Origin of the sequence: Bradyrhizobium sp. Rc3b (assembly GCF_900114915.1) — a bacterium.
Classification (GTDB): Bacteria; Pseudomonadota; Alphaproteobacteria; order Rhizobiales; family Xanthobacteraceae; genus Bradyrhizobium.
In genome coordinates, this window is the sequence record NZ_FOUS01000003.1 from 292506 (window position 1) to 307658 (window position 15153).

The window sequence follows — 15153 nt, forward strand, 5'->3', positions numbered from 1 at the left end:
CGCGCCTCAGGCCGCGCGCGTGTCCGCTTTTACCAGCACCGGCGCGAGCTCATCGGCTTCACGCCGCTGCTTGCTCACCTCAAAACCGTGCATGCCGATCTGCCATTGCAGCCCGACGATGGCACCCTTGGTCGGCTGCAGCAACGCGAGCGAGGCGAACAGCGTCACCGGCAACCACACCACGAGTTGCAGCCAGACCGCCGGCGCATAGGCGGTCTCGACTGCGAGGATCGCGGGGACCACGAGATGGCCGACCACGACGATCACGAGATAGGCGGGGAAGTCATCGGCGCGCTGGTGGAACAGCTCCTCGCCGCAATGATCACAGCTATGGGCGACCTTCAGGAAGCGGCCGACCAAATGTCCTTCGCCGCAGTTCGGGCATTTGCCACGACAACCGCGCCACATCGCCTTCGCCAGAGAGACTGAACCTGCCGCCATGACCCCACCTCTTCCTTTTCGACGATCCATACAATAATATCTTGCATCCATACATTCAAAGGATATGGGCCTAAATTGCATGGATTGGACCCCGACAATCTCGGAGCTATCAGGGCCGCGCTACCAGCGCATCGTCGAGGCCATGGAAGCCGACATCGCCGCCGGCCGGCTCGTGCGTGGCCAGCAGCTGCCGACGCAGCGCGCGCTTGCAAAGGCGCTCGACGTCGACCTCACCACGGTGACGCGCGCCTACACCGAGGCGCGGCGTCGCGGAATCATGGAGGCGCGGGTCGGACAGGGCTCGTTCGTGTCGGAGACCAGCGCGCGGCGCGCGGTCGACCTGCCGCATCCCGTCGCGATCGATCTTTCGATGAACGTGCCGCCGCATCCGCTGGAGGCGCAGCTCGACGAGCGCATCATCGCCGGGATGGAAGCGATCCGCGCGCAATCGGGCCTGACGGCGTATCTCAACTATCAGCCGCCTGGCGGCAGCGCGCATGAGCGCGAGGTCGCCGCGCACTGGATGCGCGCAAGGGTGCCGCACGCGCATGCCGACAGGCTCGTAGTCTTTCCGGGCACGCAGACGATCCTGTTCAACTTGCTCGCCCATCTGGCGCGGCCCGGCGACATCGTGTTGACGGAGGCGCTGACATTCCCCGGCATCAAGGCCGCAGCAGCGCGGCTCGGCATCAAGCTCGTCGGCGTCGCCATGGATGACGGCGGCATCCTTCCCGATGCGCTGGCAAAGGCCTGCCGCGCGCACAAGCCGAAGGCCGTCTATCTCATCCCGACGCTGCACAATCCGACCACGGCGACGCTTGTCCCCGAGCGGCGCGGCGCGATCGCAAAGATCATCGGCGATACCGGCACGATCCTGATCGAGGACGACGCCTACGGCCTGCTCGACCGCTCGGCATCGCCGATCGCCAATCTCATTCCGGAGCGGACTTATCTTGCGACCACGCTGTCAAAATGCATCGCGCCGGCGCTCCGCGTTGCCTATCTGGTGACGCCCGACGGCGAGGCGCAGCGGGACATGCGGACATATTTGCAGGCGACCGTGCAGATGCCGGCGCCGCTGATGGTCGCGCTGGTGACGCATTGGATCGAAAGTGGCATTGCCGATCGCATCATCACGGCCATCCGCAGCGAGGCGGTCGGCCGTCAACAGCTCGCGCAGCGCACACTGAAAGGCTTCCAGTTCCTGGCCAAGCCGGCGGCGCATCATCTGTGGCTGCGGCTGCCTGAGGACCGGCCCGATGTCGCGGCGCATCTGTTGCGGAACGGACTGGCGGTCGTCGCCGGCGATGCCTTCACGATCGATGGGACACCGCCGCATGCGGCGCGCGTCTCGCTGGGCGCGGCACGGAACAGGTCTGAATTGACGGAAGCGCTGCGCATCCTGGTCGGCGCGCTGCAGAAGCCCGCCGACACCAGACAGATCGTCTAGATCATCGACGATGACGGCGATGGGCCGAGCGCACGACCGGTGCCCCAGGCGACGGATAGGCCTGCAAAGCATATGCATCGCTGGGCGCGCCCCGCTGACCGAGAGCCGCACGCGCCGCAGGCGTGAGCTGGCCGCCATTCAGCACGTCGCGGTCGGGATGGGCGGCCTGATAGGCCGCAGGCTCTGAAAGCTGCGCCTGGGCCATTGTCGGCATCAAGGCGGCCGCCAACAGCGCGGCTGCAGCGGCGATTTCAGCGCGGGTCATGGTCATTCTCCATCGTCGCCTTCGGGGGCCGTCCGATCCGAGCGCAGATAGCGGCGGCGGGACCCGATTTGAAGTACGACCGTCATGTAGGCGTGTCTTTCGCGAACGCCCGACGCCGCAGATCACGCTTGCGTGCAGGGCGGATTGACTTGCACAGCAGCAAGCATGCTATGCGGACGACGGCGATCAACAGTTCGGGATCGCCCGGCGACGAGGACATTCTGTTGGAAACGCTCACCTACGCGCTGCTGTTGCTCGGCGCATTGGCCGGCGGCTTCGTCTCGGGCCTGGCCGGGTTCGGCACGGCACTGATGGCGCTCGGCATCTGGCTCTACGTGCTGCCGCCCTCGCTCGCGGTGCCCCTGGTGCTGATCTGCTCGGTGATCGCGCAAACCTCGACGCTGCCCTCGATGTGGAAGAGCTTCGATCTCTCGCTGGTCTGGCCGTTCCTGATCGGCGGTCTGATCGGCGTACCGCTCGGCACCATGCTGATCGCCTCCGCCGATCCAAAAGTGTTCAAGCTGAGCGTCGGCATTTTGATTCTGGTCTTCTCGAGCGCGCTCTATCTGAACAAAAGGCCGCTCGCGATCAAATTCGGCGGCCGACTCGCCGACGGCGCGATCGGCTTTGCCGGCGGTATTCTTGGCGGCCTCGCCGGGTTGTCCGGACCACTGCCGATCCTCTGGGCCAACATCCGCGGCTGGAACAAGCATGAGCGGCGCGGCATCTTCCAGCTCTTCAATTTCACGGTGCTCGCGACAGCACTGGTGCTGCAGACCGCATCGGGCCTCGTCGAGCTCAAGGTGGTCTGGCTGGCAATGGTCGCGTTTCCCGGCACTTTGATCGGCGCCTGGGCCGGCGCGCGCGTCTATCACGCCCTCAACGACAAGCATTTTGGCGACGTCGTGCTCGGCCTGCTGTTCCTGTCGGGCCTGACCCTCGTCTGGAACAGTCTCGGCGCACTCTAATTCTGCGTCTTTTTGGCGAGCGCCATGCCGCCGGCGACACCGACGCCGAGGACGTAGATCCAGCCCGGCGTGAAGTCGAACAAATGCGTGTTGAGCAGCGAGGTCAGCATGTTCTGCACCACGACCAGCAGGCCTATCCAGGAGGCCAGCCCCGCGGCGCGAAACAGCGAGAGATGCGCAAACCAGAGCGCGTAGAGGATCAGGACACCGACGACGCCCCACTGCACGGCTACGCTGAGGGTCTGATTGTGCGGGTTGCTGACGATCTCGCCGCGCAGCGGGTCGATCTTCGCATCGGCGGCCACGCTTGCGAACAGGCCGCGGATCGAGCCTGTGCCGTGACCGACCAGCGGTGCATCGGCGATGAAGCGAAGGGACTTCCGCCAGTATTCCAGACGTGAACCCATGCCGCTGACCTGACGATCCTGCACGCTCGTCTCATAATCGGCCTGAAACTTCGCAACCGTCATGCGCAGATGCGGCGACACGCCAAAGAGCAGCACGGCCAGCAGCCCCATCGCGCCCGCGGCAAGCAGCGCCGCACGCAGGCGCAGATACAGCAGCGCGAACAGCACCACCAGGATCGGCAGCGTCACCAGCGCCGTGCGCGAGACTACGACGAAGAACATGTTGGCGAGAAATCCGATCGTGAGCACCGCGAACAGCGCCGCGGTGGCGGCGCGGCGTTGTCGCAGCAGCGACACGATCGGATAGACCAGCGCGAGCGCACAGAGCGCGAATTCCTGGCTCTGGTCGATATAGTTGCGCACTGCGATCCCGCTTTCGACCCTGAAAGGCCCACGCGACAGATAGAGCTTCAGCGAGAGTGCGGGGTCGAAGGCGACGGCGAAGGAATAGAGCATCAAGGCCGCGCAGGACGCCAGGAAGGCGGAAAACACCCAATGGCCGTAGGGCCAGCGCTCGAACTGGTAGATCAGGAGCGGAATGACCAGCAGCTTCGCCGCCGGCCCGATCGCGTGGATACGCTCCGGCCATGGCGCATCCGACCAGAGCGTTCCGACGGCGGCGAGCGCGACCAGCGCGATCGGCAGCAGGCAGATCGGGCGAAGCAGCGAACGTGGAAACGCGCGAAGATCGACGAATGCGAACGCGATCAGCCAGGGTATGAGCGCGAAGATCAGCCCGGTCGTGGTCCACGGCAGCAGCAGCGCGATCAGCGCAACGAAGCGGGCTGGCGTGCGATAGCGCGCCGCCCAGATCGCGGAGAGCCATGACGCCGCCCGCGGCTCGTTCGTCACTCCGGTCATTGGCCCTTCTGCAGCCCACCATCCTCAACCGCCCGGCAAGTTAGCCGGAGCGGCCGGGATGGAACAAGCCACCGTTACGCAGGCTCGCGGGCGAGAGGAACAATGGGTTCGGTGCTCTCCTGCTCTAGGGCCTTCTCCTTCGGCGCCGGAGTCAGGCGCTTCCTGAACTCGCGGCGCAGCAACCACAGGCTCAAGCCCGCCTGCAACATTGTCGCCGCGACCGACAAATACCAGACGTACTCCATGCGAAAGCCCGGCCGCGTCGACAGCCAGATCGCCGGCAGCGAGTAGGTGAAGACGCGCGTCGCCGAGCTCAAGAGCACCGGCCTGGTGTTGCCAAGGGCCTGGAACATGCTCGAGCAGGTGAAGATCAGCCCCTGTGCGACCATGTTGAGGGAGATGATCCGCAGGAACAGGTAAGCGATGTCCATGGTCTCGCGGTCGTTCGAGAATCCGGCGAGCAGCAGCTCCGGCTTCACTTGCGCAAGGATCATGAAGCCGGTCATCACGATCGTGACGATCAAGGCGGCCTTGACGAAAGTTTCCCGCACGCGCGCAGCGTTGGCTGCGCCGACATTCTGGCCGGCGATCGGCCCGGCCGCCAGCCCGACCGCAAGCGCCGGCATGTTGATCAGGCCGAGCACGCGCTGCCCGATGCCGAAGCCGGCCTGCGCCGCCGCGCCGAAATCGCGCAGCACGTAATAGACCACCGCCATGAAGATGAACATCATCGCGAACTCGCCGCCGGCCGGCAGGCCAACATTGAGAATGCGCTTCAAATGGTGCGGCTGCGGGCGCCATTGCGCCGGATTGAAAGCGACATAGCGCTCGACCTTGCGGAAATACGCCAGCAGCACCAGCACGCCGATGCCGACCGCGATCGAGCTCGCCAGCCCCGCACCGGCGACCCCGAGCGGATGGCCGGTGCCCCAGCCCGTGATCAGGACCGGCGCCAGCGCGATATTGATGGCCACGGCAAACGCCTGCACCAGCATGGTGGGACGCACGATACCGGTCGCGCGCAACGCAGCCCCCATGACTTGGGTCGCGAACTGCAGCGCGAGCGCCGGCATGAACCACAGCAGATAAGTGGTCCCGGCCTCGATCGTGGCCTGGTCCGCTGCGATCGAACGCATGTAGGCGCGCGACAGCGCGGCACCTGCGAGCAGGGTCGACAGTCCGAACAGCACCGACAGCACGATCGCCTGGTTGAAGATCAGGTTCGCATCCCGCCGGTCCTTGCGTCCCACGGCATGCGCGATCAGTGCCCCCGCGCCGACACCGAGCACCTGCATCAGCCCGTTGACGAGAAAGCCAGCATTGCCGGCCGCGGCCACGCCCGCCACGGCGGCATCGCCCAGGCCCGACACGAAGTACAGATCGACCAGTTGGCAGATCATGATCGAGATCATGCCGGCCATGATCGGAGGTGCCATGGCCAGGATGTGTCTCACGATGGAGCCGTTCGTCAGGTCTTTCATCTCATTCCATCCTTGACGCATTCCTTGACGAATTCCTTGGCGGCGTGACAGCGGGACGTTCGCCCCGCTGCCGCCCCCTCACTCCGCCGCTGCGACGCGCCCGAGCTCCACCACCTGGCGCTCGAACAGGCCGCGATAGATGCCTGCAGGCTTGCTCGCGAGCACGGCGTGGGTGCCCTGCTCGACGACCTCGCCGCGGTCGAACACCAGGATGCGATCGAGGCTCCTCACCGTCGACAGCCGGTGCGCGATCACGATCGAGGTGCGGCCCTTCATCAGCCGCTCCATCGCCTCCTGGATCAGCGCCTCCGATTCCGAATCGAGGCTCGAGGTCGCCTCGTCCAGGATCAGCACCGGCGCGTCCGCCAGGAACGCGCGCGCCAACGCCACGCGCTGCCGCTCGCCGCCCGACAGTTTCACGCCGCGCTCGCCGACCAGCGTGCCGTAGCCCTTGGGCAGGCGCAGGATGAAGTCGTGCGCGTTCGCAAGCCGCGCCGCCTGCTCGATCGCCTCGAGGCTGGCGCCGGGCCGGCCATAGGCGATGTTCTCGGCGAGCGAGCGGTGAAACAGGATCGGATCCTGCTGCACGATCGCGATCTGGCTGCGCAGCGATTGCTGCGTCGCCATAGCGATGTCCTGCCCGTCGATCAGCACATGGCCGCCGGTGACGTCGTAGAGCCGCTGCACCAGCTTGACGAAGGTCGTCTTGCCGGAGCCGGAGCGTCCGACGAGGCCGACACGTTCACCGGCCCGGATCGTCACCGACAGCCCGTCATAGAGCGGCGCGCGATGGCCGCCATAATGGAACGTCACGTCGTCGAACACGATCTCGCCGCCCTCGATCGCGATCGGCCGCGCATCGGTTGCATCGGCGATGCCGATGGGCTCGGCATGGATCGCCACCAGCTCGTCCATGTCGTTGACCGAGCGCTGGAGGTTGTTGATGTGCATGCCGACGTCACGCAAATAGGCGTGGATGATGTAGTAGCTGGTCAGCACATAGGTCACGTCGCCAGGTGAGGCGCGTCCAGACATCCACAACAGCACCGCGCCGCCGATCACGGACGTGCGGAGGCAGAGCAGCAGCGACAGCTGCGCCATGGACGTGTAGTTGTAGCGCAGCCAGGTCCGCCGCACCCGCACGCGCCATCGGTTGATGACGCGGGCGAGCCGCGTATCCTCGCGCGCTTCCGCGCCGAACGACTTCACCACCGCGTTGCAGGTCAGGGCATCCGCAAGCGTGCCGCCGACCTTGGTGTCCCAGGCATTGGAGACTCGGGCGGCCGGCGCGATGTAGCGCGTCGAGAACACGACGGTGATGGTGACGTAGAAGAACGCACCGACCGCGATCACCACGCCGAGCGAGGCCCAGTGCATCCCGATCAGGACCATCGAGCCGATCAACACCAGCAGCGAGGGCGCCAACGCCATCAGGATGGTGTCGTTGAGCAGGTCGAGCGCCCACATGCCGCGCGTGATCTTGCGCACGGTGGAGCCCGCGAAGGAGTTTGCGTGCCAGTCGGTGGAGAAACGCTGCACACGGATGAAGGCCTCCTGTGCGACGTCCGACATGGTCTTGAGCGTGAACGGCACGATCGCCTGCAGGCCGGCCAGCCGCAGCGCCACGGAGGTAGCGCCCAGCGCCACGATGGCGCCGAAGGCAACCAGGGCGGCATGCCGCGCATCGGGATCGGATGGGCCACGCGTCAGCGCATCGACCAGCCGGCCCGAGAAGACCGGCATGAACAGGTCGGCAATGGTCGCACCCAGCAGGCCGCCGGCCACGATGAGCCCCCGTCCCGGCTGCTTCAGCCAGTGCCGGAATACGAAGGGCAGCACCAGGCGGATCGCCGCGGGCTTTTTTGACAGAGCGGTCATGACATCATCCGGCCGCCTTTGGCGCGGGCCGGCTCCATCGATGGACGCAGGCCGGCCGCGAGGGCCGAGACGGCGTCACTTAAGGTTGGCTTTGACTTGGGAAAGAAAGCGATCGGGACGCTTGGTCGAAAACTTGGCCCAATCGAAACTGGCGGAGGAGGCCTCTAACAGGCCGCGTACATACCGAACCAGAACATCATCGAGCGCGGGCGTACGATCTGCGAATGCGACGAAATCATGCAAATCTCTCCCCGGTTCGAGTGAATGAGGTGCGCTTTATAGATGTGTCGTTCGCGACTTGCAACGGGGCTCGCGTGAGATCACGGATGAGTGTTGCAATTTGGTGCGCGCGGCCTTGGTGCGCTCCACAGCCGCCCCGCCCTCCGCCGTGATGCTCCGCGAAAGCGGGGCATCCAGTCCGCCGCGGCGGATGTGGTGAGAGCGAGTTCACCAACGCCGGCCTCTGGAATACTGGATCGGCCGGTCAAGCCGGACGACGACACCGCGTGTGTGGCAGGCTCAATGCGCGTCGCCGCCGCCGGTCATTGGGGCCGGCTTGCTCAGCAGCGTCACCAGCAGGGCGAGGCCGAGATAGAACAGCGTCAGCACAAAGAAGGCATCGCCGAAGCTCATCACGACGGCCTGGCGGTGCACGAGCTGGGAGAGCTGCTTCATCGCCATCAGCGTGGAATCGCCGAGCCCCTGGAACTTCTGCATGAACATGGTCCGGGTTTCAGTCGCCGTCGCATTGCCCCAGGTCACGCGCTCCTGCAGGCGGGTGATGTGCAAATCGGTGCGGTCGTTGAGCACGGTGTTGATGACCGCTAGTCCGACCGCGCCGCCGAGATTGCGCATCAGGTTGAACAGGCCCGAGGCGTTCTTCACCCTATCAGGCGCCAGCGTGCCGAGCGCGATGTTGTTGGTGGGCACCATCGCGAACATCATGCCGACGCCGCGCAGGATCTGCGGCACCAGCAGCTCGTAGAAATCGTAGTCGCGCGTGATCCAGGTCATCTGGTAGGAGCCGATCGCGAACACGACGAGGCCGAATGCGATCATGTAGCGCATGTCGAGCTTCACCATGAGGCGGCCGACCAGCGGCGCGACCAGGAACATCGTGATCCCGGAGACGAACATGGTCTCGCCGATCATCAGCGCGCTGTAGCCGCGCACTTCGGCGAGATAGCGCGGATAGATGTAGGTCAGGCCGTAGAGGCCGATGCCGATGCAGAACTGCAGCACGCAGCCGATCGCGAAATTGCGGTTGGAGAAGGTGCGCAGGTTGACGATCGGCTCGGCCGCCGTGAAGACGCGCCAGAAGAAGGCGATCGCCGAGATCGCGCAGATCCAGGCGCAGATTGCGACCGAGGTATCCTGCATCCATTCATATTGCGGCCCCTCCTCCAGCACATATTCCAGCGTGCCGAGGAAGCCGGCCATGAACAAGAGACCCCACCAGTCGAAGCGGTCGAGCAGCTCGAAATGCGGCTCGTCGAAATCGACCAGCGCCAGCACGCCCAGGGTGATGCCGATGCCGGGTACGACGTTGATGAAGAACAGCCAGTTCCACGACATCAGGTCGGTGATGTAACCGCCGACCGTCGGCCCGATGGTTGGGGCCAGCGTCGCGACCAGCCCGATGATGGGACCGACGATGTGAAATTTCGTGCGCGGAAACACGGTGTAGGCCGAGGCGAACACCGTCGGGATCATTCCGGCGCCGAGGAAACCCTGCAGCGCGCGCCAGAGGATCATCTCCTCGATGGTGGTGGCGAAGCCGCAGAGCAGGCTCGAGGCGGTGAAGCCGGCCGCCGAGATTGCGAACAACAACCGCGTGCCGAAGGCGCGCGACAGGAATCCGGACAGCGGGATCGCAATGACCTCGGCGATCAGATAGGCGGTCTGAACCCAGGAGACCTCGCTGGAGCTCGCTGACAATCCGGCCTGGATTTCGCTCAGGGAGGCCGAGACGATCTGGATGTCCAGGATCGACATGAACATCCCGAACACCATAATGATGAACGCGAACAGCCGCTTCGGCGCGATGCGCTCCGAAGCGGGATCGGCCATCATGGCGGGCGAAGCGGTGGTGGCGTTGGCCATGGTCTGACCTCGCAGCGCTCAGGCTGTGGCTACTGCGGGTGGATCGCGGTGGGATCGTCGAGGTCGACCTCGCTGTCGGCGTCAGCCGCGCCCTTGTTGGTGTCGACGGTTGCATAGACCGACATGCCGGCACGAAGCAGGTTCTGCTTCGCCACCGACTTCGGCACGCGGATGCGGACCGGCACGCGCTGCACGATCTTGGTGAAATTGCCGGTGGCGTTGTCGGGCGGCAGCAGAGTGAACACCGAGCCCGCACCCGCCGCAATGCTGTCGACGACACCGGAGAACTTGCGCATGCCGTAGGCATCGACCTTGATCGTCACCGACTGGCCGGGACGGATGCGCTTGAGCTGCGTTTCCTTGAAATTGGCGTCGATATAGACGGCGTCCAGCGGCACGATGTTGCCGAGGCGCTGACCGACCGCGACGAAGTCGCCGGTGTTGACGAGGCGATTGGAGAACGTGCCGTCGACCGGCGCGCGGACCGCGGTGAAGGCGAGGTCGCGCTCGGCCTTGGCGAGCGTGGTCTTGAGCTCGGCGAGCTGGGCCTGCGCTTCGGCCTGCTGCGCCTTGGCGACATCGACATTGCTGATTGCAACGTCGTAGGCGGCCTGCGCGGCCTTGACCGCAGCGGCGCCCTGGTCGCGTCCGGCTTCCGAGCTCTCGAAGGTGGCGCGCGAGGCAAACCCCTTGTTGCTCAGGGCCTGCTGGCGCTCATAGTCGAGATCGGCGCGCTTGAGGCCGGCCTCGGCCGAGACGAGCTGTGCCTTGGCTTGCGCCACCTGGCTGTCGAGCGCGGCGACTTGGCGGCCGATGCGATCGATGGTGGCTTGCTGAGTCGCGATCCTGGTCGCGGCGGCATCGACCGCGATCTTGTAGTCACCCTCGTCGATGCGGAAGACAATGTCGCCCGCTTTCACGGTCGTGTTGTCGCCGGCAAGGATCGAGGCGATGTGGCCGGAGACGCGCGCGCCCAGCATGGTGTTGTTGGCGCGGACATAGGCGTCATCGGTGGAAATGTAGAAGCGGCCAACCAGCGTGTAGTAGCCGGCATAGCTCGCGGCCGCGAGCGCCAGCAGGAGGCCGACGCCCATCAGGACGAACTTGCGCTTGCCGGATTTGGGAGCGCCGGCAGCGGGTGCCTCCGGCGCAGATGCGGCCGGCTTGTCGGTCGCGGGCTTCTCCGGCGCCTCGGCAGTGCGGCGCTTGGCTTCCTCGGCCACGTGAGCGCGCAATTGCTCGGCAAGGGGGGCAGCGTTCTCGATCGCGGCATCACCGTCCGCGTGCTCCTCCACCGTTTCCTGGCGAAGGACGCGCGCGGCCTGGTCTCTCGATACGGCCATAAAGGCCTCCCCAAAAAAGCGCGATCAAAGGGACAGCCGGCGTGCGGCCTGTTCCCTCTCGCTAATCCAAATATCATTGACCGAACGGTTCGGTCAATATACATAATAATTCCGGCCGGACCCTACTGACGAGAATCCTTTATTCGGGTTTCATGGCCGCCGACCCGACTCAAAAACCTGCCGAGACCCTGAACCAATGGTTGTAGCCGGCCGCGATCATCTGCACGTCATCCAGGAGGAGGACGGCTCCAAACGTCGCCAGATCCTGGATGGCGCCCGCAAAGTGTTCATGGATCTCGGCTTCGACGGCGCCAGCATGGGCGAGATCGCGCGCGCCGCGCAGGTCTCCAAGGGCACGCTCTACGTCTACTTCGCCGACAAAAGCGCGCTGTTCGAAGCCATCCTCGAGCAGGAGGCCCTCCAGTTCGGCCAGGTCGTGTTCAATTTCGATCCCGCGCGCGATGCCGAGACCACACTGAGGGAGTTCGGCCGGGCCTACATCCACTTGCTCTGCCGGCCCGGCGGCGGATCGGCGATCCGCACCGTGATGGCGATCGCCGAGCGCATGCCCGATGTCGGCCGCCGCTATTATGCGCGAGTGCTGGATAAGACCATCAACCGCCTCTCCGATTATCTCAAGATCCATGTCGCCTCCGGCGATCTCAGGATCGACGATTGCGACCTCGCAGCGTCGCAGTTCATGGAGCTGTGCAAGGCCTCGCTGTTCCTGCCCTTCGTGTTCCAGGCTGCGCCCGCGCCGTCGGAAGAGCGCATGACCGAGGTGGTCGACAGCGCGACGCGGATGTTCCTGGCCGCGTATAAGGCGAAGTAGCGGCGCGTTGCGCGGACCGGTCAGGCGGCCCTATATTTGCGGCCATGTCCCGTGATCTTCGCCCTCCCGTCGATATCCTCCATTACGAGATCGTCCAGGAACAGGCCTCGGCGCTTGGACGGATGGGCCGCACACTCGAACAGGCGCTAACGCGCTTGCGCGAGTTCGACGCCGCGCACGCGCGCTCGGAGCTGCCGGCATCGATGCAGCCGGCGCGGCGCAAGCTCGTGCTGGAAGCCGGCCAGGCGCTCTGGATGTTCGTGGTGCAGCGTGAAGCGACAGGCTTGCGCGACAGCCGCCACATCATGCGAACCTACAACGTGCCGGGCGAGGTGCAGCTCTGCATGGGGCTGGTCCCCGCACCGGCGAAGCCGAAGTAGATCGTAGCCTCGTGAGCGCAGCTACAAGAGCAACTGCTCCGTCTAATCGTCGGCGTAGTCGTCTTCCTCGCGCTTGTGCCCCGTGCTCTTGCGCGCACCGAGCGAGCCGGTCACGGAAGGCTCGCGCGCATTCGCGTACGGCCTGCGCGACTGCGCACGCGAGGCGACCTCTTCACCGGAGACGGCGGCGGGCTGACAGATCAGGCGGCGGCTGGCACGGCGCATCAGATCGACGTGGATGTGATCGTAGTGATAGACGTTCGACCCCGGCGCGAGCACCGTGGTGAAATGCGCGCAGGCACCCGACTGCACGTCGCGCAAAAATCCCTGCTCCTCCGGCATGCCGCGCCAGCCATCCTTCACGGTAACGCGGCGGCCGTCGGCGAGCACGAAGGCGGAAATGTCGAGCGCGTTGCCGAAGGCGTGTTCGGAGATGTGAGAATGCGGATTGCCGTTCATGCCGCGGCAGGAATAGGCGGAGATCTGCTTGATCTCGGCGACGCGGACGCCGAACCAGCGCATCGCGGAGGGCTGCACGGTGTCGGCGAGCCAGCGGTCGAGCTCGGACACGATCGGACAGGCGAGCGTCGCGGTCGGCTTGATCGCGACCGGACCGACGGCCGTGACGGGATTGCCCTGTGCCGGGCCAAGGCGCGGCGGCGGCTGCTGCGCAGGCGCCTGGGAGTAAGGTGCAGGCCGCGCCGGATAGCTCGGCGAATTCATGTAGCGTGCCGCTCCCGCGGCGTCGGTGCCATCGGGCGGCAGGTCGATCTCGTCCTCCTGCGCGGCGACGCCGGGCGCGTTTAGCGACACCGGCCCGCTTGAGCTGCCATAGCCGGAGGGTTGGCGCACCGCGCTTTCGGGATAGTTCGATCGTTGCGGATAGGACGATGCCGGATAATTCTGGCTCTGCGGCGTAGTCGAGCGCGGCTGCGTCACCGGCCAGCGCGGCTGGCCGCCGATGCTGCCCGGCGGGCGCAGCTCCTCGTCGGCAAAGCCGTAACTGCTCGAGGCTTCGCCGATGGCAGCGACCTTGAGCGGAAACTCGGCGCCGCACATGCCGGGCCCGGAGATCGGGTCGATGCGGACGAGATCCGGCCCCTCTTTCACCGCGCCCGATTTCAGGCATGCGGCTTCGGCCTCGGCCCGCCACGGTTCGCGTTCGGCCTGGAAGAAGCCGCGTCCGCAACCCGCTAGCGAAACAAGGACGATGGAGCCGACGAGATACAAACGAACTCCGCGCGTCATGCACGCACGTTCGGTGAATTTACTTAAAGACTCTTCAACACGTTGATTTCAGAGTTCTTTAACCATACGGGCTTGCCGCGCGCCCGGAGCCGGCAGGACCGAGCGACAGCAAGCCTGACTTTTTCGCGAGGAGACTCTCTGTTAACCATAATGCCCCCGCGCAAAGCGGCGCGCATGGAGGGAGCGACCTCATGACGTTCGCCGGGAGACTGAGCATAGTCACCGCGTACCTCGCCATGGCGTTCGTCGGCGCCATCGTGCTCGGCATGATCTAGCATCGATCAACCACATCGCGGCCGCTTACCCTCCCCTGGAGGGGGAGGGTCGGCTCACATGAAGCGCAGCGGAATGTGAGACGGGGTGGGGTGACAGTCTCTCCTCGTCGAACAGTGCCCGAGTGGAGAGATCACCCCACCCCGCTCGCGCTTTGCGCGATCGACCCTCCCCCTCCAGGGGAGGGTAAGAGAAACGCTACGACCGCGCACTCCATTGCCGCGATGTCGTGATCAGTTGCTCTCGTGGCGCCTCGATCCGCGTCCAGTCATTGCCGGAGCACCAGAAACGGCCGAGCGCACAGGCTTCGACGTGGAGCCTGCCGGAGCTCTTCAGCGTCATGGTCGCGTAATAGGTGTTGCCGCTGGAGCGGCTGTAGATGTTGCCGGTCCAGACGTCGTGCGACTTCGGCTTCATGTTGACGAGCACGCTCTCGCCGCGGCTCGACGCCTCCGTCAGCGCGTAACCGCACAATGCAGGACCACAGCGCTCGATGCGGACCGTGCCCTTGGCGCCGGGGCTCTCCCATTCGCCGAGCGGCATATGGGCCGGCTCGTCGTCGCTGGGCTGTGCGACCGTTGCGGTCTGCTTGATCTCGGGACTCGGGAAGGGCGGCGGCTCCATGCGCGGCGGCAGGTCGACCCGCGGTGGATTGAGGTTCGACGCCGCGAGTGTCGGCGTCTCGACCCCGGTCGGCGGCACGACAACGGGCTGCGACGTCGTGGCGGCGACAACAGGGCCGGTCGGCGCTGGCGATGCCGCGACGACGCTCGCTTGCGCCGGTTTGACCGGCGCCGGGGGATAGGCCGGCTGCAGCGCCGCGACCGCAGGCGGCGCGGCTGACGTCGTGTTGACGTCCTCTGTCGGTCGAAGGCTGCGGCTGGACACCGAAACACAAGAAGCAGACCGGCAATTGCGCGGCGACTCAACGCGGAAGCGGTGACCGCCGATCGAGAAAGAATAGGAGCCAGCCACGGCCGCGGGCGTGATCGCCATCAGTGCGATCAAGGTGCCAAGCGAAGTCGCAAGCCGTTTCATCCACACCTCCTTGAGTGTCGCCACGAGCTTACGCAGAGGCGTTGCCACTGAATGTGCGGTGTCTCACCCAGACGGCGCGCATCGTTGTGACCCCCATCACAGAACGCTCGGCCGGTCCGGCGTAGGGTTGAACCACGCTTCATCCACCAGCGACTTCGGTCCATATCGGGATCACGCCATTTTCG

13 protein-coding genes are annotated in these 15153 nt (G+C 65.5%); 4 read left to right on the plus strand and 9 right to left on the minus strand.

What is annotated here, in order from left to right:
• Window positions 1–6 precede the first annotated feature (6 nt).
• Window positions 7–471, minus strand: a complete 465-nt coding sequence (locus tag BM190_RS08190) for a DUF983 domain-containing protein (protein WP_177236963.1) — start codon at window positions 469–471, stop codon at window positions 7–9.
• Window positions 472–520: 49 nt separating this feature from the next.
• Between BM190_RS08190 and BM190_RS08195 the strand changes: the two genes are divergently transcribed.
• Window positions 521–1891 (plus strand): aminotransferase-like domain-containing protein, encoded by a 1371-nt coding sequence (locus BM190_RS08195; RefSeq protein ID WP_177236964.1) that lies wholly within the window; start codon window positions 521–523, stop codon window positions 1889–1891.
• Window position 1892: 1 nt separating this feature from the next.
• Here the strand turns inward: BM190_RS08195 and BM190_RS08200 are convergent, their stop codons facing one another.
• Window positions 1893–2156 (minus strand): hypothetical protein, encoded by a 264-nt coding sequence (locus BM190_RS08200; protein WP_177236965.1) that lies wholly within the window; start codon window positions 2154–2156, stop codon window positions 1893–1895.
• Between the two features lie 224 nt (window positions 2157–2380).
• On the opposite strand from BM190_RS08200, the gene BM190_RS08205 reads away from it, so the two are divergent.
• On the plus strand, window positions 2381–3124 hold the full coding sequence (locus BM190_RS08205; protein ID WP_092253974.1) for a sulfite exporter TauE/SafE family protein: 744 nt from the start codon (window positions 2381–2383) through the stop codon (window positions 3122–3124).
• On the opposite strand, the gene BM190_RS08210 is transcribed toward BM190_RS08205, so the two are convergent.
• The 5 genes from BM190_RS08210 to BM190_RS08230 all read right to left on the minus strand — a co-directional run bounded on the left by BM190_RS08210 (window position 3121) and on the right by BM190_RS08230 (window position 11197).
• Complete coding sequence (locus tag BM190_RS08210; RefSeq protein WP_092253487.1) at window positions 3121–4392, minus strand: O-antigen ligase family protein; 1272 nt, start codon at window positions 4390–4392, stop codon at window positions 3121–3123. The two genes, BM190_RS08205 and BM190_RS08210, sit on opposite strands and share 4 nt — an antisense overlap.
• A gap of 74 nt (window positions 4393–4466) precedes the next feature.
• Window positions 4467–5873, minus strand: coding sequence for an MATE family efflux transporter (locus BM190_RS08215; protein WP_177236966.1), 1407 nt, complete (start codon window positions 5871–5873; stop codon window positions 4467–4469).
• Window positions 5874–5951: 78 nt separating this feature from the next.
• A complete protein-coding gene (locus BM190_RS08220) occupies window positions 5952–7751 on the minus strand; it encodes an ABC transporter ATP-binding protein (RefSeq protein WP_177236967.1) in 1800 nt (599 codons plus the stop codon).
• Window positions 7752–8270: 519 nt separating this feature from the next.
• Window positions 8271–9854 carry a DHA2 family efflux MFS transporter permease subunit gene (locus BM190_RS08225; protein ID WP_092253493.1) on the minus strand — a complete coding sequence of 528 codons (1584 nt, stop codon included), beginning with the start codon at window positions 9852–9854 and terminating at the stop codon, window positions 8271–8273.
• A 29-nt stretch (window positions 9855–9883) separates the two neighbouring features.
• On the minus strand, window positions 9884–11197 hold the full coding sequence (locus BM190_RS08230; RefSeq protein WP_092253495.1) for an HlyD family secretion protein: 1314 nt from the start codon (window positions 11195–11197) through the stop codon (window positions 9884–9886).
• A gap of 196 nt (window positions 11198–11393) precedes the next feature.
• On the opposite strand from BM190_RS08230, the gene BM190_RS08235 reads away from it, so the two are divergent.
• Window positions 11394–12029, plus strand: a complete 636-nt coding sequence (locus BM190_RS08235) for a TetR/AcrR family transcriptional regulator (protein ID WP_092253497.1) — start codon at window positions 11394–11396, stop codon at window positions 12027–12029.
• A 44-nt stretch (window positions 12030–12073) separates the two neighbouring features.
• Window positions 12074–12409 carry a DUF6665 family protein gene (locus BM190_RS08240; protein WP_092253499.1) on the plus strand — a complete coding sequence of 112 codons (336 nt, stop codon included), beginning with the start codon at window positions 12074–12076 and terminating at the stop codon, window positions 12407–12409.
• Window positions 12410–12451: 42 nt separating this feature from the next.
• On the opposite strand, the gene BM190_RS08245 is transcribed toward BM190_RS08240, so the two are convergent.
• Window positions 12452–13657, minus strand: a complete 1206-nt coding sequence (locus BM190_RS08245) for an extensin family protein (RefSeq protein ID WP_092253500.1) — start codon at window positions 13655–13657, stop codon at window positions 12452–12454.
• Between the two features lie 471 nt (window positions 13658–14128).
• A complete protein-coding gene (locus BM190_RS08250) occupies window positions 14129–14968 on the minus strand; it encodes a DUF2147 domain-containing protein (protein WP_092253976.1) in 840 nt (279 codons plus the stop codon).
• Between the last annotated feature and the right edge of the window lie 185 nt (window positions 14969–15153).